Annotated in this window: 18 protein-coding genes and 1 pseudogene; 3 read left to right on the forward strand and 16 right to left on the reverse strand. The window is 69.5% G+C overall.

What is annotated here, in order from left to right; translation table 11 throughout:
• Positions 1-403: 403 nt before the first annotated feature.
• From K7B10_RS38385 to K7B10_RS38400, 4 genes are all read right to left on the reverse strand, one after another.
• Complete coding sequence (locus tag K7B10_RS38385; RefSeq protein ID WP_308284673.1) at positions 404-2,875, reverse strand: DEAD/DEAH box helicase; 2,472 nt, start codon at positions 2,873-2,875, stop codon at positions 404-406.
• Positions 2,876-2,951: 76 nt separating this feature from the next.
• Entirely contained in the window at positions 2,952-3,581 is a 630-nt protein-coding gene (locus K7B10_RS38390; RefSeq protein ID WP_229344105.1) for a hypothetical protein, read from the reverse strand.
• On the reverse strand, positions 3,578-4,558 hold the full coding sequence (locus tag K7B10_RS38395; protein WP_229344108.1) for a RelA/SpoT-related domain-containing protein: 981 nt from the start codon (positions 4,556-4,558) through the stop codon (positions 3,578-3,580). The genes K7B10_RS38390 and K7B10_RS38395 overlap by 4 nt, the downstream gene beginning before the upstream one ends.
• Before the next feature lie 46 nt (positions 4,559-4,604).
• Positions 4,605-5,972 carry a nucleoid-associated protein gene (locus K7B10_RS38400; RefSeq protein WP_229344110.1) on the reverse strand — a complete coding sequence of 456 codons (1,368 nt, stop codon included), beginning with the start codon at positions 5,970-5,972 and terminating at the stop codon, positions 4,605-4,607.
• A gap of 321 nt (positions 5,973-6,293) precedes the next feature.
• Here K7B10_RS38400 and K7B10_RS38405 point away from each other — a divergent pair, with 321 nt between their 5' ends.
• Positions 6,294-7,625, forward strand: a complete 1,332-nt coding sequence (locus tag K7B10_RS38405) for a hypothetical protein (RefSeq protein WP_229344112.1) — start codon at positions 6,294-6,296, stop codon at positions 7,623-7,625.
• A 304-nt stretch (positions 7,626-7,929) separates the two neighbouring features.
• On the opposite strand, the gene K7B10_RS38410 is transcribed toward K7B10_RS38405, so the two are convergent.
• The 6 genes from K7B10_RS38410 to K7B10_RS38435 form a co-directional block, all read right to left on the reverse strand.
• Entirely contained in the window at positions 7,930-8,625 is a 696-nt protein-coding gene (locus K7B10_RS38410; RefSeq protein WP_229344114.1) for a hypothetical protein, read from the reverse strand.
• Positions 8,612-9,556 (reverse strand): hypothetical protein, encoded by a 945-nt coding sequence (locus tag K7B10_RS38415; RefSeq protein WP_229344117.1) that lies wholly within the window; start codon positions 9,554-9,556, stop codon positions 8,612-8,614. The genes K7B10_RS38410 and K7B10_RS38415 overlap by 14 nt, the downstream gene beginning before the upstream one ends.
• Before the next feature lie 98 nt (positions 9,557-9,654).
• On the reverse strand, positions 9,655-10,485 hold the full coding sequence (locus K7B10_RS38420) for an AAA family ATPase (protein WP_229344120.1): 831 nt from the start codon (positions 10,483-10,485) through the stop codon (positions 9,655-9,657).
• The gene (locus K7B10_RS38425; RefSeq protein ID WP_229344123.1) at positions 10,479-11,255 is read right to left on the reverse strand and encodes an AAA family ATPase; all 777 of its coding nucleotides are present in this window, start codon (positions 11,253-11,255) and stop codon (positions 10,479-10,481) included. Before K7B10_RS38425 ends, K7B10_RS38420 begins: the two co-directional genes overlap by 7 nt.
• Entirely contained in the window at positions 11,255-12,841 is a 1,587-nt protein-coding gene (locus K7B10_RS38430) for a TnsB C-terminal domain-containing protein (protein ID WP_229344124.1), read from the reverse strand. The genes K7B10_RS38425 and K7B10_RS38430 overlap by 1 nt, the downstream gene beginning before the upstream one ends.
• Positions 12,842-13,383: 542 nt before the next feature.
• The gene (locus K7B10_RS38435; RefSeq protein ID WP_229344126.1) at positions 13,384-14,190 is read right to left on the reverse strand and encodes a hypothetical protein; all 807 of its coding nucleotides are present in this window, start codon (positions 14,188-14,190) and stop codon (positions 13,384-13,386) included.
• A gap of 859 nt (positions 14,191-15,049) precedes the next feature.
• Here K7B10_RS38435 and K7B10_RS38440 point away from each other — a divergent pair.
• On the forward strand, positions 15,050-15,490 hold the full coding sequence (locus K7B10_RS38440; protein WP_229344129.1) for a helix-turn-helix domain-containing protein: 441 nt from the start codon (positions 15,050-15,052) through the stop codon (positions 15,488-15,490).
• Between the two features lie 85 nt (positions 15,491-15,575).
• Here K7B10_RS38440 and K7B10_RS38445 read toward each other — a convergent pair whose 3' ends face one another.
• A complete protein-coding gene (locus tag K7B10_RS38445) occupies positions 15,576-16,178 on the reverse strand; it encodes a ClpP family protease (protein ID WP_229344132.1) in 603 nt (200 codons plus the stop codon).
• Between the two features lies 1 nt (position 16,179).
• Complete coding sequence (locus K7B10_RS38450; RefSeq protein ID WP_308284674.1) at positions 16,180-16,818, reverse strand: ClpP family protease; 639 nt, start codon at positions 16,816-16,818, stop codon at positions 16,180-16,182.
• 209 nt (positions 16,819-17,027) lie between these two features.
• On the opposite strand from K7B10_RS38450, the gene K7B10_RS38455 reads away from it, so the two are divergent.
• A complete protein-coding gene (locus K7B10_RS38455) occupies positions 17,028-17,201 on the forward strand; it encodes a CsbD family protein (protein WP_229344135.1) in 174 nt (57 codons plus the stop codon).
• Positions 17,202-17,274: 73 nt separating this feature from the next.
• On the opposite strand, the pseudogene K7B10_RS38460 reads toward K7B10_RS38455, so the two are convergent.
• The 4 genes and pseudogenes from K7B10_RS38460 to K7B10_RS38475 form a co-directional block, all read right to left on the reverse strand.
• A pseudogene (locus tag K7B10_RS38460) lies at positions 17,275-17,502 on the reverse strand (DUF2267 domain-containing protein); the annotation flags it as partial.
• Positions 17,503-17,769: 267 nt separating this feature from the next.
• The gene (locus K7B10_RS38465; protein ID WP_229344137.1) at positions 17,770-17,928 is read right to left on the reverse strand and encodes a hypothetical protein; all 159 of its coding nucleotides are present in this window, start codon (positions 17,926-17,928) and stop codon (positions 17,770-17,772) included.
• Positions 17,925-18,398, reverse strand: a complete 474-nt coding sequence (locus K7B10_RS38470) for a hypothetical protein (protein WP_229344140.1) — start codon at positions 18,396-18,398, stop codon at positions 17,925-17,927. Before K7B10_RS38470 ends, K7B10_RS38465 begins: the two co-directional genes overlap by 4 nt.
• A gap of 1,225 nt (positions 18,399-19,623) precedes the next feature.
• A complete protein-coding gene (locus tag K7B10_RS38475) occupies positions 19,624-20,649 on the reverse strand; it encodes an ATP-dependent DNA ligase (RefSeq protein ID WP_267501557.1) in 1,026 nt (341 codons plus the stop codon).
• Between the last annotated feature and the right edge of the window lie 15 nt (positions 20,650-20,664).

Raw genomic sequence — 20,664 nt, forward strand, 5'->3', positions numbered from 1 at the left:
GTATCTATGCGCTGCGCGCATAGAAGAGACCCCCCCGAGCTGCGCTCGGGGGGCTCGGCTTCGCCGAGCAGGGCTGCTCCCTTCGGGAGCAGAGTCCTTCGCTGCGCTGCGGACGCTCAGGGTTCCGCTGCGCTTCACCCTGAGCGCCTGCTTCGCAGGCCTGGGAGTTCCGCGCTGCGCGCGGAGGGTGACTCCGTTTCACGGAGTCTGGGCCTTCGGTCAGTTGGGGTGTCCGCTCCGCTCCCACCCCTGCTCCTTTCGGCTTCGCCTCCAGGAGGAGAGCCCGCTGCTGCGGGCTGCCAGCCGTAGAGGGGCTGGTGTTTCCTTCGCCCAAAAGTTTCTGAGAATCCGGCTTTCCTCTCGTTCCTGTTTCTGTCTCGCGGCTGGACTCTGCAAAGCCCAGTCAGGTGAAGGCTGGTGAAGGGTTCTCGTCAGTCCATTCGTCTTCGAAGAGGGCTGCGAGGAGGACTTCGTGCTCGGGGTTGAGCTGGCCGGCGCGGTGCTTGGTACGGGCCTTGGCGAACCAGGGGCCGATCTTGATGGTGTCACCGTCGACGGTGATCGACTCGCGGGCTGCTGGAGCTCGACGCTCGCGGTGGAGGAAGAGTTCGAGGATCTGGACGGTCTCGGCGAAGGTGCGGCGGGCTACGGGGCGGGGGGCCAGTGTGCTGGTGGTGGGGGTGAGGTCGAGGGCGGCGAGAAGCTCACGCTGGCCGGCTTCCAGGCTTGTCCATTGGGTGAGTTGGCGGATGGCCCAGCTGCCGATGCTCGTGCTGGCGACAAGGGTGTCGGGTGTGAGGGGGCGTCCGGTTTCGATGTGATGGCGGGCCAGGTGGTACTTGCGGTGCCAGTCGGGGCCGTACGGGAGGAGCCAGTGGGGGTCGATGGCCTCAAGGTCCGCGGCGCGGGCGGGGTCCAGGTGGCCACGTCCGGCGAGGGATCGCTGTTCGGCGAGCCAGGCGCCGACAGGGGTCGTCGAAGGTGCGGCGAGGTGGCCGTGGGCGCGGTGGTAGTCGGTGACGGCGGTGAGGCGGGCCCGCCAGGCGGCCTGGTGTTTGTCCCAGATCATGCCCAGGGCGTCGAGTTCGGCGGTCCAGTCCGTCTCAAGGCTGCCTGCTGCCCGGGCGTCGCGCATGGCGGTGACGAAGCGGCCGAGCTCAAAACCGGCGGTGTCGGTGTAGGTAGCGGGGACGTCGAGGTGGCCGTAGGCATCGTGAAATGCCTGGGCGGATACGAGGCCTTCGCGGCGGGTGCGGGTGAGGGCACCACGAGGGTTGAAGGCGATGAGGTCCATGGCGCGGGCGATGCGTTCGGGGTGGATGGTGAAGTCGAAGTGCCAGCGGTGCTGGATGAGTCTGCTGGTCTCGGCCGGCAGGCGGTTGGCCTTGTTGGGAAGGCGTTCGAGGATGCGGTGGTCGTGGCTGGCCAGGGCGGTGGTGATGGCCCAGACGGGCTCGTATGCGCTGCCCAGGATGTTCTCGGGGTCGGCGCCGGGCGGGATGTAGAGGGGGATGATCAGGCTGGCGACCTTGCCGCTCACGGACAGGCGCAAGGACCGGCCGAGGGCTTGGACACAGCGGCGGACACTGCGGGTGGGGTCGGCGAAGACGACTGCGTCCACGCTGGGGATGTCGACGCCTTCGGCGATCAGCTTGGCGTTCGCGAGAATCGCGAAGGGCGCGGCAGCGAAGTCGGCGAAGATGTCGGCGCGCTGCTGCGCGGTGTGCTCGCCGTGGACGAAGAACAGCTGCGGATCCACGTCCGGGCACAGATCGGCGGCGGTGCGGCGCAGCTGGCGCAGGGTGTGGCCCAGTTCGCGGGCAAAGCGTTTGGCGTCTTCGACGAGGTTGAAGTAGACCAGCACCCGGCGCAGCCCATGTTCGGACATCGCTTTGAGGACGGCCAGGTGGAGGGCTGTGGTGCGCAGCGCGCCATCCATTTTGAGACTGCCGTCTTCGGTGGTGGGAAGGTTGAGGCGCTCGCGCAGTTGTGCGTCGTTGAGGGTGGGTACCACGATGCGGTAGTCGGCTGCTCGGCCGTCTGCGATGGCCTGGGCGAGGGGATACTCGTGGATCTTTTTGCCGTAGACGGCTTCGTTGTCCATCGAGTTGGCGAAGTCGTCGACGCTCGGCGCCGGGGTGTGCCATCGGCGGGGGCGGGCGGTATCGGCGGATTCCGACAGGTCCGGGCCAGCCAGGATCCGCGGGGTGGCGGTCATGTAGAGGCGGCGATCGGCGCGGATACGGGTGGCGTCGTTGACGACGGCCCATTTCTTGTCGGTACGGCCCGCGATCCGGTGCGCCTCGTCCATGACCGCCAGGTCGAACGCAGGCACCTCGAACTGCGTGTGCCACGTGTTCTCGATCTTGTCGAGGGAGTCGTAGGTGCAGATCACCGTCAGCGCCGGGAGCCGGTTTGCTCCCTCCCCCACCTGCGACATCAGCCCGGCCAGAGCGCGGAAGTCACCGGTTGAGCGGACCCGGTGGGTGACCAGCACGTCATGGCCGGAGGCATCCATGGACGAAACGATCAACATGTGCTCCGTGTGGCCGTCTCCGCGCCAGGCCAGCGCGGTCTGCACGGCCAGGTCCAAGGTCGGCACCACGAACAGCACCAGTTTGGCGTCGAGGGCATCAGCGATCCGGATCGAGGCAAGGGTCTTGCCGGTGCCGGTCGCCGACACATAGAGCCCGCGCGTACCCGGCCGGCGCAGATGCCGTACCGCCTGCTGCACTCCCTGGGCCTGGTCCGGGAAGAGATGGGACCGTTCGGGGCGGCCGGGCAAGGGTGGGGTGAGGGCTGCGGTACTCATACCGACCATGCTCGCAGCAGCGACAGGACGCGTGGAGAAAATGCGCTGGGTGGGGCGCACCACACCCGGGAGCGGAGGCGTTCCGGCTCCTTGGTCGGATGCGGCCCCCTCGCAGGAGTGGGCCTTCCTCTCTCCTCGCCTATGGAGACGGCGTAAGTACCGTGCCGGACTGAGACTGGGCCGGCAGCGGCGCAGGGGGCGTGGTCTGTTCGGCGAGTTTGCGGTAGCCGGTCGTGGTGAGGGCGCGCCAGGCGCGGTAGAACCCGAAAGCGGTCACTGTGCCGAACACGGTGGTGGCACCCAGGGTGAGCGCACGGTGATCGAGGGGGTATCGCAGCATGGCCAGGTCTGCGGTGAGAGTCAGGGCCGCGGTGTTGAGGAGCCATCCGCGACAGATCCGCACGCGGGAGCGGGCGTAGTCCGCCCGGGCGGCCAGAGTGGGGAAATCGGCCAGGCGAAGGCGTGCCTGTGCGTAGGCGCTGCTGGAGGCGAAGTACTGGGAGCGCAGGCGGCGGCGTTGGGGGGTCAAAGCGGTGTCGGCGGCCCGGTCGAGGAGGATACCCAGGGCGTAGGCGGCAGCGAGGGACACGCCGGTGGCCAGGGAGGAGCCCGCCACGGGGGCGAGTTTGGCCGTGTTGGCAGGGCCGATCACGGCGATGAGGAGCAGCGCCGCCGCGGTGAGTGTGCCGATGCCGACCACGAGGACCTCGATGAACATCGCGGTGGCGGCCGCCAGTGCGGGGGGTTCCGGCTGTGCAGAGTTCTTCATAGGGCAATCCCCCAGATTTGTGCCATGTCGGTGAGCATAGTTTCCGGCAGCTGGCCGTCCCAGGTGCTCTTGAGACGGAAGCGGGCATGGGCCAGCCGTTCGAAGATGATCAGGCTTTCCGGCTGGCTGGCCAGCATGTAGCGGCCGTGCTTGAGGAAGTGGTCGCTGGTGGGGCCGTAGTCGGCGTAGGCCCGCTGGATGCGTGAGCGGTAGCGTTCGGCGAACTCGGCCAGGCGCTCGCCGTAGGCGTTTTCGTCGTCGATGGTCTGCGCCAGTACGTCGAGGATGTCGTGCGACAGGTCCCGGCTGTAGGGGTGGTCGGTAAACGTGCGGTAGACCTGTTCGGCCATGTCAAGGAGCAGGTTGCTGCGCACGAGCTCGGGATGCTGCGCCATTGCTTCCACCCCCCGTTCGACCTCGAGGTCGTACAGCTCGACCAGCGCAATCAGACGGTATAGCGAGCGACTGACATCGGTGGGTGGGGTGACGCCGGGCTTGTAGAGGAGCCGGTGGGACATGCGCGACCACAAGTCGACCGCTTCGGTGCGCAGTTGGATCTCGCACTGATACGGGATACCGTCCGGGTCTTCTTCTTTGCCGAACATGACGGCCTGGACGTGCAGCCGCGGGTAGCGCAGGCGGTACTGGTCGTCGTGGGCGTCACGGTCGTCCTGCACCTCGATGATCTCGAGGGACTCTTTGATCACTTCCAGGGCAGGGTCAAGCAGCCCCCTGTGGGGCACGACCAGACGCACTCCGGCTTTGTCGGTGATCTGGTTCCAGGGGTCGGTGTAGCGCTTGCGGTACACCTTGGTGTTGAAGCTGCTGACTTCCTTGGCCCGGGAGGTCACCTGACAGGCGATCCCCTTGCGTGCGGCGCGGTTGAAGAGGTGGGTCGCGGTGGCTTTGGCCGCCTTATCGATGCGCGGCCACTCCTGCTGGTAGCGCTGGAAGGCCTCATCGACGGTCAGAGGCATGAAAGCCCCACCAATACCGCGCAAACGGGGATGTTGTCGCCTGAGGTCACGTCTGCGCCGGCAAGCAATCGTCGCCGCTCCGAGCGTGCGGCATCCGAGCCGGGACGGTGAGTACGACACTCTCGAGCCCCGGAATCATCTCTTTCTGGGAGGGCCGCTCCTCGGGCTGGCTTTGAGGCTTGTGCTGGCGGCCCGCCGCGGCGCCGCTGCTGGTCTTGGTGAGCTTGCCGGTGACCGTGACGGTGGTGCGGCCGTCCCCGAGATCCTCCAGGGCCACGGTGCCGTCCTGTACGGCTTCCAGCGGCGCAACCAGGAAGGCCCCGTTGGCAAGGTCTACTCGCACCTTCTGCAGCCGGCTGCTGATGAGTTCGGTGTTCTTGTCGAAGGCGCGGGTGGGAACGTCGTTCTCGGTCAGGAACGCGGCGAAGTCGTCGCGGTGCGGTTCCTGCAGGTGGGTTTCGAGGAACGTCACCGGGTCAAGGGTCCCGGCGGAACTCTGGAGCTCGACCATGACGGCCATGACGTAGTCCACCCGTACCTCGGAGTCCGTGAAGCGGCTGTTGACCCACTCCATGGCCGTGTCGTGGAAACGGCGGGTGAGCTCCCTGGGGTCGTCCTGATGCCGGCATCCCAGGAACTTCTCGAGGAAGAACCGGGCCACGTCCTTGCCTGATTTCTGAGGGTCCGCGGCCCATCCCTGGAGCCCCTGCTCGGTATCTCCTTCTTCGGAGAACAGAGCCACCTTGTACACCTTGGACTTCTCGGTGAACAGCAGGTTCGCGAAGTACTGCATGTCGAAGGTGCGCAGGCCGTCCGTGACGATCTCGTTGGCCTGCATGCCGGTCTCCTGCTCCAGCTTGACCATCAGCAGCGCGTGCCGGTCGTCCAGGCGGGCAGCGGCGACCAGGAGCAGGCCCGCCGAGCTGGACCCGTTCTGGCTGTCGCGCAGCGCATGGGCCAGCTCCCCGGAGACCTCCACCAGGTCCTGCCCGCCGGCCAGGTACGCCCGCACGGCATCGGGCAGGGGGGACTTGAGTTCAGGGTCCTCTACGACCTCGCGCCCCAGCCGATCGAGGACGTCGCGGAGCTTGGCCTGCAAAGCCGTGCGCACGGCATCGTCGAGCCGACAGGCCGTCTCGCTCAGCTGGAGCGGAAGAGGTTCCTCTCCCTTGGGGCGCTGAGGCACCACGTGAACGATGGCCTGCTCGACGACAAAGTCCCCGAAGTCGGTCCGCACTTCCCGCCCCCTGCATCCCGGCCCACAGCGCAAGGCCGGACGCCGTCCATCTCCAAGCGCGACCCGGGCCCGCTTTCGCGCCCGGACCGACGCACCTTCGTGCCATTGCCCCGCTGCGCCAGGAAAGAGACCTGACGGTCTCCATTCATGCCGCATGACGACAATCTCGGCGCTCATCGTAACGGAGCGTGTATCCAGCACGGACAGATACCGACAACGGGGACCGAACACCGGCGGCGGGAAGAAACTCCGGCCCACAATGCGTGCCGGCCTGGGGCGCGTGGGCAGCCGCGAAGCGCCCCTGCCCACGCGAGGCTCCCGGCAGCGGCCTGCGGCCGGAGCCCGGCGCCCGCTTTGGGCGACCGCCGACTGTCTCGGCACCCCCGAAGGAAAGCGTGTGATGCACGTCACTCAATGATTCTGGTGGAGGTGTGCCGGTTCGGTCTCGTCTCGGGCCCAGAAGTAGGAACCTCGTCGCCACCCCTTGAAGGAGTATCCGTGGCCCTGCTCTGTTACTCGGACCTCGATGACGGCCAAGCCGCCCTCTCCACACTCGACGGGCTGCATGCCTCCTTGAGGGGGTGGGTGTTCGATCTCCTGGCTAACGCCGAGATCCAAGATCGCTCTTCGCGGCCGCTTGAGCGCTTCACAGCTTCGCCCGCCGATCGAGGCACGAGTGCCGAGAGGATCGCCTTGCAGGCGATCCAGCTCATCACCTACGCCCAAGAACAACTGCTCCACCGGAACGCATACATCCGCTACCTCTGCCCCGACTGTCCGCGAGAGGGGCGCTCCGCATGCCCCAGAAGCCGAGGGCCGCACCCGCCGTGGAAAACCGCACCCGCCCCGGCGGCCGGCATGCCATCCGCCAAACGCCCTGTGCGGCCCCAGCCCCTGTTCCCCACCCCGTCAAAAGTCGTCGAGCGGCTTCACCTGACGGCCTCGGCGATCGAGCAATCACCGGACGACACCATGGACACGGCCACCCGGGCCTCGATCGCCGCCAAATTCCGCGAAACGGCGCACCGATGGCAGGTTCGGGGCATCGAAGACAGCGCTGTGGACCTTGAGACGACAAACCCTGGCGAGCTCTACGGCAGGGTCACGTTGGCGCTCAGCCGTTCCCACAACGTCGAGCAGGAGAGCACGGACGCCCGGCACTCGCCCGTGAACTTCATCGCGGCCGTACTCAAGAAACTGGCCGGCTACGTCAGCTCCCAGCCCCTGCCTGCAGCTCGTCAGACCATCGTGGCCGCACTTGTGGCCCGCAACGCCGCCATCGAAGGCGACACCGCCACGGTGGACGAATTCACCCGCACCTGGCTCGGCCTCGGCCAGCCGCAGATGTGGCGTGAGGCGGTGGAGGCGGCCCTTCTCAGCGACTGGGTCGACAGGCTGGGATACCGCCTCAGCCGGGACGCCGAGGTCGCGGAGCTGCTCAAGCGCCACGCACACACCGAACACCGACACCTAAAACCACTGTGGGAACGCAAAGTACGCGGCCTGCGGTTGCGCATGCTCGACGAACCCGTGTCGGAAAACCTCACGCTGCGAGACACCATCCCCGACCGACGACGTCCCGAGGACAGAGTCCTCGGACATCTGCAAGACGACCGAGTACGAGACGTCTTACGCTCCCTCACCCAGGCCGAGAAAGCCGTAGCGGCCGTCTACGGCTCAAGCCGTATGACCTGGACCCAGGCCGCGCACGCTACGGGAGCACACGATCCGGCAGCATTCGGAGAACGCGTACGACGGAAGCTCAAGCGGCTTGGAGCACAGCAAGCCCGAACGGCAGCCGCCGCACATCCACAACCGGCATCAAGGTGATGACCATCCTGGACAGCGCACTGCCCGACTTCCTCGGCAGCCTCGCAGCAGCACTCGTCCTCGCAGCCGGCCAATACACCAGGCGATCGATGAAACGCCGACGAGCACATCTGCCAGGCCGGACCGAGTCCACGCACGAGCGCGTGGACTCGCCACCCCCTTAAGAACCGTGCCCGCGCGCGACCCCAACCAGCCGAACGCCACCGGTGCCAGTCCAACCGCAGCTGCCTGTGAGCGGCCGCGGGAAAAGCCGAACCCCCCGCAATCGGGCACCCCGTACCGGGGCGGGTCTCGGGGCCGGGCCTCAGAGGGTCACGGTGCGCTGGTATTCCTGAACGCGCTGAGCGAGCTCGTCCTGCGGGGTGTCCGCCCACCGGCTCAGCCGGGTCCAGGGCACACCCCCCGCCCTTCCCACCAGGGCCACCTCGTTCATGGCCTGGCCGATCAGGGCGTGAGCCGCACCCAATGAGGCCATGGCCAGCTCGGCGCCCTCGGCCGCCGGCATGGAGCCGGCCACCCTCAGCTCCGTCAGGTGCCGTACCGCGTGAGTGATCAGGTCGGTGACGAAGGATGGCATGTCCGAGGAGACGCATGATCCCCAGGACCGAGTGTTCCGCCCGGCCGGCTCCAGAGGGTCGGCCGGCGCATCCGAATCCGCGGCCTGCCCGTGGCGTTGGGCTCTGACGTGGTCCCACACCCATTGATAGGACACGCCCGTGTCCTGGCTCTGGACGAGCGCCTGATAAAGCCCGAAGACGTCCCGGCGCTGCTCCGGGCTCTTGGCCGCGTCCTCGGCGAGCAGCTCATCCAGGCGCTCCTGGCATGCGCGCTGCTCGGTCTCGGTGACCGGCCCCGGCTGGGGCGCGATGAGGGAGAGCGCGTTCATGACGTACTCGCGGGAGACCTGGTGGCGGGCGGCCAGGGAGCTGGGCAGCTTGTCGCCGTCCCGGTGGTCCCGGCGGATCGCTGCCGGCAGGTCATGCTCGTCAGGTGCGGTCATCCTCGGCTCCCCTTGGTGGTGCGTGTCGTGAGTCTGGCATGCCGTCAGGGCGGCCTGCGCCCAGGCCGCAGGCCAGGGCTGCTTCCTCCACGGCGATGCGGTCCCATCCGGTCAGACGGAACAGGCGCCGGCTGCCGGCGCGGCCGTCGAGGTCCCTGAAGCGGCGCCCGGCCTCGATCAGGCCGGCCGCCCACACCGGCACGGCCTTGGCGGTGAAGGCGGAGGGCGGCAGGCTGATGACGTGCTCCAGCCCCCGGCCCGTCATGACCTGGGCGGCCAGCGCCGCAGCATGCTGGGGGTGGGCGATCCGGCTGTGCAGACGGCGGGCCACGGCCACAAGGTGCTCCTCAGGAAGCGGCGAGTGGCCCGGCGGCGGGAAGCAGAGCTCGTTCGCCGGTGGCGGGAACGGAGCCGGCTCCCACCACGCAAACCGGTCCGGTACCGGCCCGGCCGGTACGGCGGGCACGATGCGGCGGGCTGCGGTGAGCGTGTACACCCTGGCCGGGCGCAGCAACTCCACGGCGGCCGCCGCGGCGGGTGCGAGCGGGCCGTGACACACCAGGGTCAGGCGGATACCGGTCAGATGGGCGAGCGCGAACAAGCGTGTCAGATGGGCCGCGGTGACCAGGTGGGCGCGGGTGAGGAGGACATGTCCGATCTCCAGTGCCTGCACCCAGGCGGCGACCGCGCGCCAGGCGGTGCGCGCATCGCGCATCCAGCAGGTGCCTTCCTCACTGCCCGCCCACGGCAGGTGCTTGCCCAAAGCGCGCAGCAGATCGTGGGCCAGGGCTGCGGGGGCGGCCGTGGTGGGGGCCGGGTGCACGGTGATGCGTCCCGCGGCCGGGGCGTGGGCGGCCAGCGCCCAGTCCATGAACGCCCTGTCGTCGTCCTCGTCATGGACCACGGTGAGCAGCGGCCGCAGGCACGGCATACGGGTGTCCTCCGGTGGCCAGTCGGGCCTCCAGGCGCGCTCGGCCGGGCGTGGCATCGGCAACGGCCCCGGCGGCCGGACGGGCAGGGACACTGCCGTCACCGGGGAACCGGCCCGGGCCTGGGGGTGATGCGCTCCACCAGTTCCTTCACCGGCAGTGCGCCCTGGATACGGAGTGTTTGGTGGGCGTGGTGGGTCAGTGCCGCCCAGGCTCGCAGCCGGCCACGCGCCGAGCGGGCGTCGGTGCGCCGTAGCAGTCCGTCCGACGCACCACGCCACAAGGGATGCAGAGCACGCACGGCTGCGGGTATGAGCGCTGAGGCCAGCGCATTGATGTGCATCCAGGCCATGCAGCGGGAAGCCAGCATGCGCGTCTGACGCAGCACCGCTTCACCGCCCTGGCCGGCGATCAGCACCATGCACACTCCGCCGGCGGTGGCGTCGTACAGGTAGCGCAGGTACTCGAAGGCGGCGGGCGAGAGCTGGTGCGCCTCGTCGGCCACCACGATCCGCGGCCGGGCCGACAGTGCTGCGAGGATCAGTTCATCGGCCGTACCCGCATCATCGCCAGGGGTCTGCGGGCAGCCCAGCACCGCCTGAAACGCGCAGCGCAGATCAGCGGGGTCAGGACGCGAACGCAGCCGCAGCCAAGCGGCGCGGCCCGGCGGGTGGGCGGCGAGCACAGCCCGGACGGCGAACGTCTTGCCCACCCCGGCCGCCCCGTTCACGCACACCACGGCTCGCTCGGCGAACGCGTCGGCCACGGCACGGGCGGTGTCGGCGACGCCTTCGGTAGCCAGCGCCCGGAGCCCCGGCACGGGAAGGAAGTGCAGCCAGGGCTCGACCGGGTACGGCAGCACGGCGTAAGAGGGCTTGGCATCGCCCGTGCCGCCGCGGGCCGCGTGCGCGGTGTGGGCCCCGCTCAGCACTGCTCCAGGGCCCAGTCGACCACGCGCCGGTCCACCTCGCCGGTCTGGAAGTGCTTCAGGCCCTTGAGCACGTGGTGGGTGGCCCTGGCCCACTCGCGCATCGATCCGCCGGCATGCACCCGGTCGATGTGCGCCAGCAGTCCTTCTTCCGCGCCCTCCCACACCGGATGCATGGCGCGCACCACCTTCAGTGCCTCGGCCTCCGACATCGCCAGCACCTCGCAGCGGGTACAGATCCTCGACGCCAGCGCCGGGTCGCTCTGCAGCGTGTCATTGGCCTCCCGCCCGCCGACGAAGATCACCGCGGGCCGGTCGCGGCCGGTGTTGTCCCACAGGTTGCGGACGAACTCGAAACACGGGCGGCGGTACTGCTGCGCCTCATCGCACACGATCACATACGGGCGCCGGGGCAGACTCGCCAGCAGCAGCCGGTCGAACGGCGTCGGCGTGCCCGGCATCTTCCCTTGCAGCCGCATCTGCACGAACAACTCCTCGCGCAGGTCCTTGGGGCCCGGCCTCGAGCGTGCGAACTCCAGCGACAGCACCAGATCCGGGTCAAGCCGCGCGAGCGCGGCCCGGGTGGCGAACGTCTTGCCCAGGCCCGCTTCCCCGTAGACCAACGACATCGCCTTCGCTTCGACGGCCTCCACGATCGTGTCCTGCACCCGCATCAGCACCTCGGTGGCCACGAGCTGCGAACCGGGCACATCCAGATAGAACTCCGGCGGGCGAACCCGCCGGGCCTGCTCCGCTGCCGCCTGAACCGCCATCACGGCTCCTCTCCTGCGTCTGCCGGCGACCCGCCCGGCCGCACCCCGGGCACCACCCACCCCGGATCCGGGGCGTTGCGCGGCTGATATGCCGGGCCGCTCGCACGCCGCGGCCGCCCGGCCGGCGGCCCCGCCTCCTCGAGCTCCGCCAGCGCCTGGCGGCGCGTCATCGCCTCGGCCGGGCGCGGCGCGACGGGCTCTGTCACCGCTTCGTAGCGCACCCTGCGACGCACCGCGGACCCCTTCAGCGCCCGGCGCAGCCGACGGTCTCGCTCATCACGGGCTCGGAACACGCTGGCCCGCTCCACCTCGCTCGCCTCGTCCGCCAGCACCGCCCTGCCCAGATAGCGGTTCCCTGACACGGTGTAGAGGTCGATCTCGTGCGCGTGGTGCGGCATCCAGCGCACCCACACCCGCGTCCCCACCCGCCCCACCCCGTCCTCGGGCATGTAGGAGCGGCCGTGGAACTCCACCCCGTGGCTGGTGATCGTCCGCGTCCGGCCATCACCCTCAAGCATGTACGCCCGCAGGTCTTCAGCCCTCACCTCACGCAGCGGCGTCGTATCGGCCTGCCACGCGGCCAGCGGCGTCATCCCCGTCCTGGCCAGGCCATGTCCGGTGTTGTGCTCCACCACCCAGTCACGCAGCAGGCCCACGAATCCCTCGAACGAAAGCAAAGGGTCGTGCTGGCCCTGACGGGTGCGGTGATCCAGCAACGGGGCCCTCGTGTAACCGGGAAGGTCCGCGAAGAAACGGGACATGGCTGTCCGGTTCAGGCGCTCCACCCCGCCCTTCAGGCGCGCCGAGCCCACCACCGTGACCGGGACGTCCAGCGCACCGAACGCCGCACGGACGATCCTGGACACGAAATCCGCGCCCCCGTCGATCCGCACCAGCTGCGGCAGACCGCCCGCCGGCCCGTACGGGGCGCACGACAGGACCGAAAACCTGAGAGCGGCCAGCACCGAACCCCGGTGCGCGGAGCCCGCGGTGACCGCCCAGCCCATCACCATCGACGTGGCCCGGTCCTCGAACCACGTCACCCACACCCGCGCCAGCGAGCGGTCCGGCATCACCACCTTCAGCGGGGCCTGCTTGTGATCGCCCTCCCACGCCTGGTTACGGACCCCGCCCGGCCGTACGAACGCCGGGTCGAACCCCCGCGCTGCCGGCACCCCCTCACGCAGACCCGCCATAAGCCCCGGGGTCAGATCACGGCGGATCGCATCCCGCAACGTCGAGAGCCCGGGCGGCCGCCCTCCCGCGGCCCGGGCCCGGCCGGCCAGTTCCTCATGTGCGCGCTTCACATTCCCGCCGCAGTCCGCCAGCACATTGACGACCTCGTCCGTGATCTCGAAACGCGCGCGTCGGACCGGATGCGGGGAACCCGTCTTCTGCGCGCGGGCCAGCCACCGCCACACCGTACGCACACTCACACCCAGCGACACCGCGACCAGGCGCACATGCGCCGTCGACAACTCCCCCGCCGCCCGCCGTTCCAGCAACCGGGCCACCGCCACCGGCCGCAGCGACTCCCGCCGGTCTCCCAACGACACCATGCCGGTCTGCTCCGAGGCTGCTTCCACAACCCCACACGGTAGAAACAGGAACCGGCCCGGCCACGACGCAGAAACCATCCCTCGCCCCCGACCGGATGAACCCACCCCGTAACAGGCCTCCCCACCCCCACCCGCCTGCTACAAGCCCCTCCCGGAGAAAGGGCCGTACGAAGGAGACACGGGCAAATCAACACCGGTCGACACGGAACCCTGTCACCAGCCGACACGGCCCGCTGACACCACACCCCGGACACAAAAACAGGGCCCTCAACAGGCCCTCAACCACCAGTGACACCAACCCGCACTAACCAACGACAACCACCCCACACCTCACAGGTGCTGCTGTCGCGGATGACGAAGTCCACTGACATCTGTATGCCGATTCCTGTCAGCCGGTGAGCGAGCCCATTGCTTCATTTCTGATAACGGATGGATTCTGGGATCAACGCGTTGCCCCATCTCGGTACCGGACCGCCCTGCGAGTGTCGGAGGCCGGTCGGGCCGCGTGTGTTCGTGAGCCGAGCAGGTGCCAAGCACGGTTCCTGGTCGTGGTGCCGCGGCTCTAATTCTCAGCGTGGAGGCTGGAGTTCGCGCAGGCCATAGTCCGGCGGCAGCCACCCGTTCTTCCTCCTGGCGATGGTCTTCCGGGTGTGGGGTGGCGGGTACGGGCAGCCGCGCATCTGGTCGGGCTCGAGCATCACCGAGGCCAGTCCGTAGTGGACGGTGCACACCGGCCAGACAGTCTCCTGCTGCTGCCTCGGGCGCGGCGCTGTACCGGTTTTCCGCTTGCGTGGTGCCGGCCGGGGCGGTTGGGGAGGCCGGAGCTTGCAGCTTTCAGCGAAGGCGGTCAGATGGGGCAGGCCGGTGCTGCCCAGCGGGTCGGTGAAGAGAGGACCGCTGGTGCCGGTGACGATGTCCCAGCAGCGGCGGGCCGCCATCAGCAACGGACGCGCCCACAGCGGGACCGGGTGGGTCATGCAGCCCTGTCGGAGTCCGTCGTCGTGGAGTGTGATGGTGGAGGCCTCGGGGCCCAGGTCGTGGACGTGGACGGTGGACAGCTGGGTGGTGGAGGCAGCGGTGAACACCGCGGTCGCCAGCTCACCGGCCACATGCGGGTGCGCGGTGGCACGGTGCAGGCGCCAGGCAACCTCGGCCTCGGTGGTCTGCGGGATCACCGGCGGGAAGAAGTCGCAGTCGGCTGCCAGCGGTGCGCGGCAGTGGCAGAGGCGGGCGGGTTCGTCGAAGGCCAGGAGGGTGGTCAGGGCCGGAAGGGCGATCCAGCGGTGGGCCAGGGGGCGCCGCGGCGGGTGGTCGGCGGTGCAAGGAGCTGCGGCAGCGGGGAGGAGGGCCGTGGCATCGGCGAGGTGGTGGCGCACGCCGGACAGGACACGGTCCAGGCCGGCTGGCAGGTGTTGATGACGTCGACGGCCACCTTGGAGGTGCGGATCGCACTCTCCTTCCACTCCTTGCGCAGCCGCACGAGGGGCCGGGCCTTGGGCTTGGGCGGGCGCGTCTTCTTCGCGGCGATCACGGGGTGAACCACTCGGGCTTTCCCTCCCCACGCCCGCCTCAGCCGCCTCCTCTTCACCTGCGAGGACGTTGAGCGCATCTACGAGATGCACCATCTGCCGGCGCTCTCCCGCCAGCCCCACAGTGCGAGTAGAAGGAAGCGCAGTCAGTCAGCCAGGAAGCGAACCTGAACAGGCCGCGGCCCTGGTACCGCGTCGGCGAACTCCGGCTCCGGGGCGGGAACGACGACGGAGACTGCTCGCGGACCTGTGCCCACCGGTGCTCGCGGATCCACGCCTGGGCGGTCACGTCCTGGTGCAGCTGCGGGTTAGTCAGGCCGAGGCCCGCCGCGGAGCGGCCTGCGGGAGCCGGTCACCGCCCTTCCGTCCGCTTCCACTCCTTCATACCGATGGCACGCCCCCGAAACCGACCGGGCTTCGCGTGCGCCGGCGCCCGAGGGCTGTGACCACGATGCCGAGTCGGCCTCAAACCCCCGGCGCATCGTTCCACCGTTCTGGCCGCCCTGACCGTGCTGTCCGCGACAGAAGGACTGACCGGCACCATGCCCGGGAGGGAGCCGTACGCCCGGTCGGGTTCTCTGGTTCCTTCCGGCATTGCAGACACGCTCTAGCGCCGAACCCGAGTCGCCCCAGGCGCTGGCGCGGCTTCACCCAGGGCAGAAGACCACTCCCTTCCCCCCGCGCCCCGGATGCCTAGGGTGAGGGGGTGAGCACTCATGCGCCGAACGAGTCCCGCGTCATCTCCCTGCGTCCGCAGGCCCCGTCGCCCGGTTCCGGCGGGGCGGCCGGCGCCCCGCGGCGACCCATGGGGCGTCCACAGCCACGCGCGCCGAGGGAGCCGCTGTGGCGTGACCTCGTCGGCGACGTGCTGCGGCGCGAGCGGCTCGCCCAGGAGCGCACGCTGAAGGACGTCTCGGAGGCGGCCCGGATCTCGATGCCGTACCTGTCGGAGGTGGAGCGCGGACGCAAGGAGGCATCCTCCGAGGTGCTCGCGGCCGCCGCCCAGGCCCTCGGGCTCGGCCTCGCCGACCTGCTCCTGCTCGCCGGTGACGAGCTGGCCCGGCACGCCCGGAGCCGGGTGGTCCGGGCCCGCACGCCACCCACGTCGCCCACGGCGCAGTACGACGGCTTCTGCCTCGCCGCCTGACCGGACCGGGCCGACGGCCGGTACGACGGGGCGCGCCGCCGCCGTACCGGCCGCCTCGCCGGCCCTCGGCCACGACCGCGCGGGCTCAGACGAACGCGAACCGTCGGCTCAGCACCTCGTCGGCGAGCCCGTAGGCCACGGCCTCCTCGGCGGTGAACACCTTCTCCCGGTCCATGTCCGCGCGCAGCGTCGCCACGTCGTGGTGCGTGTGCCGGGACAGAACCTCCTCCACCTGCGAGCGGATACGGACCATCTCCTTGGCCGCGAGGCTGAGGTCGGAGACCGTCCCCTGCCGGGCGCCGCTGGCCGGCTGACCGAGCAGCACCCGCGCGTGCCGGAGCACGAACCGCCGCCCGGGATCTCCGCCCGCCAGCAGCACCGCCGCCGTCGACGACGCTTGACCGACGCAGAAGGTGGAGATCGGAGCCTGCACGAACGTCATCGTGTCGTAGATCGCCATCAGCGAAGTGAACGACCCGCCGGGCGAGTTGAGATAGATCGAGATCTCCTGCTCCGGGCTCGCCGACTCCAGGTGCAGGAGCTGCGCGATGACCACGTTGGCGACCCCGTCGTCTATCTCGGTGCCGAGAAAGATGATCCGCTCGTTCAGCAGCCGGCTGAAGACGTCGTAGGACCGCTCGCCCTGCGCGGTCCGCTCGATCACGTAGGGAACCGTGTACGACCCCATGTCACAGCCCCGTCCGTCGGCGCGGCGTGGCCGGGCGGATGTCGGCGAGCGACTCCACCACCCGGTCCACCATCCCGTACTCCCTGGCCTGTTCGGCCGTGAACCAGCGGTCCCGGTCGCCGTCCCGCGCAATCGTCTCCACACTCTGCCCGGTGTGCTGGGCGGTGATCCGCTCGACGGCCTTCTTGGTGAACTGGAGGTTCTCCGCCTGGATCTCGATGTCCGCGGCGGTACCGCCGATGCCAGCCGAGGGCTGGTGCATCATGATCCGCGCGTTCGGCAGCGCGAACCGCTTGCCGGGCGTCCCCACGGTGAGCAGGAACTGGCCCATGCTGGCGGCGAAGCCCATCGCCAGCGTCGAGACGTCGTTCGGGATGAGCCGCATCGTGTCGTAGATGGCCAGACCCGCGGTGACCGACCCGCCGGGGCTGTTGACGTACAGGCTGATGTCGGAGCGCGGGTCCTGCGCCGACAGCAGCAGCAACTGTGCGCACACCCGGTTGGCCGACACCTCGTCGACCTGGGTGCCCAGGAGGACGATCCGCTGGTCGAGCAGCCTTGCCGCGAGGTGGTCGTCGAAGTGGCCGGGCGGTGTGTCGCCCTCCTCCGCGCGGGGCGCGAGCATGGTGAGGGAAGTCATCTCTTCTCCTTGTCGAGGCGGGATGCCGTCGACTCCACTCTTGACCTCGGGAACCCCCCGAACGCCGTTCCTCTGCCCCCGGCAGATCCGCCACGGGCGGACACGACGTCACGGCACTGGTGGTCGAACCTGATCAGCTCCTTACCCACGCTGGAGTCGAACGGTCTGCTCCACATCAGGCGTTTCCACCGAAGAGGGAGTGATCAGCTGTGTCTGGTGAGCAGAAGGCCGAGGCGAAGGGCGAGCAGGCCAAGGGCAAGCTCAAGGAGACCGCCGGCCGCGTGACGGGCAACGAGCGGCTGACCGCCGAGGGCCGTGCGGAGCAGGCCAAGGGCGATGCCCGCGAGGCCAAGGAGAAGGTCAAGGACGTCTTCAAGCGCTGATCGTCATACGTCGGGGCCGGGACCGCAGGAGTTGTCCTGGCCCTGACGTATGACCGCGCGCTGTCGGCGTGGGTCAGGCGGCGGCGGGCTCGGGCTGGCGCAGTTCCGCCTGGCCGAAGAGGAGGGCGTAGCCGCCGGGGAGCCGGCGCAGGATGCGGGCGAGGAGGTCGGCTCCGGCGAGGCGGGTGACGACGGCGAGGACGGCGCCGGTGTCCCAGCGGGCGGTGGCGGGGGTGGCGCCGGTGTGTTCCGCGAGGTCTTTGACGAAGCCCCAGCCGGTGAGGTGTTCGGTGGTGGGGATCGGAGAACGGGTTCTGGCTCAACTTCTGTGGAGCCGTGCCGTGCGCGCTCGGGTGTACGGCGGAGCATCCCGCTGACCTGCCTGTCCGCCGTGTTCGGTCGCCCGATGCGCTCAGGTCTGGCCCGCCACCACAGAAGATGAGCCAGAACCCGAGAACGGGAGGCGGTCACCCGGGCTCTGCTCAACGGCCGTAGTCAATCGCGTGAAGCAGCTCCGGTTCTCGGGCTGCAGCGGGCGCACAGCCCCTTGGCGTGATGATCGGCTTCGTCAGCTGATGATCTGGTCCCCGTCAGGCACGTCCTCGACCGTGACAAGGCCGCGGGGCAGCCCAAGGCCCCGCGACACCGCCTGGGCAATCCCGTCGAAGTCCGGGCCTTCCGGGATCGGCACCTGCTCCCCCTCGCCGTAGCTCTCCAGCGCCTTCACGAAGTAGCTCCGATGCCAGGCGCCAACGGCCCCACTGACCTCGATCGCGGCCACAGGGCGCTCGCCGACGAGTTGCTTGAGCGCGTCCAGAATTTCATCGGATCGCAGTTCACCCGGTACCTGAAACAGGCTGGCGTGAGCACCGACGAGGCTGCCCGATGGTGGCGGCACCCGAAGCACCACACACCTCCCGTCAGCGCGCAGCCCGGCCCGATCTGCGGATACTCCACCGCTTCCGACAGCAGCACCTCCGCCCGCGTGTTGCAGCCGCCCGCGGGGATGTCACCGGCGTTCCAGTGCTTGAAGCTGGTCCGCTGGTAGCCGGTCCGGTCCTCGACCGCGAGCGGCAGCGCGGATACCGCGACGCTCATCGGGAGGACCTGCGGCACGACCGCGGGCTGGTCGGCGGCGTACGCCGCGGTGGGCAGGGACAGGGCGAGAGCGGTGGCCGCCAGGACGGCCCGCATCATGATCATCATGAGGCCGGCTGTATCGGCCCCCGCACCATCAGCAATAGGCTCACGGCGCCTGGTTCACCCGGCCGGGGCCCCACGTTAACCGGCAAAACGACACTTCACCGGCCGCCGGGCTCCCCCCACCCACGCGGTGGAGAACTGCCGCACCTCCAGCCACTCCGTCGTCGGGGCCGTCACCGACGGGCTGTCCCCCTTGGCTGTGGTGACGACCGAGCCGTCCCGCCCGGGCAGCGGCATCCACATCGTGATCCACTCCGCAGGTCGTCGTCCGCCCTGATGTCACCGGCGCGATAGTCCGCAGGGGCAAAGCAGCGCAATCACCGGGCACATCCGGCACGTCGCCGCGTTCGACCACCCCTCGCCGAGTGCACTCCGGACAGATCAGCACCAAGCGGGACGCCTCCAGCGCTACTACCTGCACACTGCCTGCGGAGGCCAGCGCGAAGAGCAGCGCACGCAATGCACCACATGCCAAATGCCGAGCCAGGAATTTGGCGATTTGTACAGGTTGTATACCTGACGTGTACGGGGCACGGCGCCCTAGGGTGAACACAATGGCCGGGGGGACGTTGGCCCGGGCAGTTCCGCCGCCCATGGCGGCAGTGGCGATCAAACACGCCTCGTGGCGGCGGCGCGGTTTCATTCCTTCCTTCACCCAGGTCACGCAACGGTGCGCGACAGGAGCCAGAGGACATGCAGACCAAGCCGAGCCAAGCCCGACGTGAGGCCTCCGACACGAACCGCCACACAGACACCCCCGCACCAGCCCTGGAACTACGCTGCGGCGGGCTGCACTTGACTCTTCAGCGCGTGCCCGTGTGGCTCGTGTCGCTGGCAGCAACCGCCGCAGGTACCGCCGCCACATGGTGGGCACATCAGTAGGGGTGGCGGCCCTTCACCTGATTCAGCGGCGAAACGCCACTGCTGCCGTACGCGAAAGGCCCCGACCAGCCCAGGGGGGGGGACGGGCTGATCGGGGCGGGGCCCGTGCCAGCCGGGGGGGGGAGGGCTGGCTCGGGCGTTCAAGGGGTGTGGGCGGGCAAGGGGTGGTCGCCTCGCGGCGGAAGGCACTGCGGGGTTTCAGCCGAACGATCTTCCCCACAGGCAAATGGTTGAGCCCGGGGACATCAGCCCCTCCGCCCTACCCACACAGATAGATGAACGGTCAACCACACCCGGATGTTCCCACTTCCTGCGCTTCCTCTCGATCCGGCCCGAATCAGCCCGACGCTGCGGCCGCGCCGGCACCGAACCCGGGCACATCCTCCGGGGCCACATCCGGGCGCAGCCGCTGGAAGCGGAGCGGGTGGCGGAAGATCCCGCCGTGGTCGACGGCCCGGTCGGCGCTGACCTCCGCGACCAGATCCGGGCGGACCAAGGTCACATCCAGGACGTCGCGGCTCCCCCATGCCGCCGAGAACACCGCCCCCGTCCAGGGGTGCCCGGATGCGGATGCGGTGAGACGCTCGGCGACCTGGCGCGCTGCGTCCGGGCGCAGCGGTACGGTCCGGGCGACGGCACGGAGTCGGCCGTCCTGGTCGTAGCGGCCGAGGATCAGCAGCTGCGGGCGGGTCAGGGTGCCGGTGACCGCGCCGATGACAGCTTCGGTGGTGTCGCGGCGGCGGACCTTGGTCCAGCCCCGCGTATTCGGGAGGTATTTGCTGGTCAGAGGCTTGATGACTAGGCCTTCGACGCCTGACACGTCTGTCCAGTTCTCCAGCCAGTCTTGCGCCGTCGCCAGGTCGGTGGTCATCGGGCACAGGGTCCACGGGGCCGTCAGCGCACGGGCGGAGCAGAGCACTTCGAGGCGTCGGCGGCGCTCACGGTAGGGCAGGCCCATGGTCGCGACGCCGTCGAGCTGGAGGACGTCGAACGCCAGGAAGTAGGCCGGGGTGCAGGCCGCGAGGGTGGCCGCGCTGCGGGCGCGGGCCGCCGCCCGGCGCTGCAACGCCTCGAACGACAGGGCCCCGGCCTCCGTATCCCAGACGAGGAGTTCGCCATCGAGGACCAGGCCGGGCGGAAGCTGGTCCAGTGCGGCCGCGACCAGGTCGGGGAAACGGTCCTGCACCAGCGAGCCGCGGCGGGTCTGGATCAGCACCGGGCCGCCCGGGACGGTCGGCGTAAAGAGCAGGGCGCGGTGTCCGTCGAACTTCTGCTCGTACGCCACGCCAGCCGCCAGGCGCGTGGGAGGGATCGCCTCGGCGGCCTGCGCCAGCATCGGCTCGACCGGCGGTCTGAGCACCATCCCCGGGCTCCCTCG

This window comes from Streptomyces flavotricini (assembly GCF_020639365.1).
Lineage (GTDB): Bacteria > Actinomycetota > Actinomycetes > Streptomycetales > Streptomycetaceae > Streptomyces > Streptomyces flavotricini.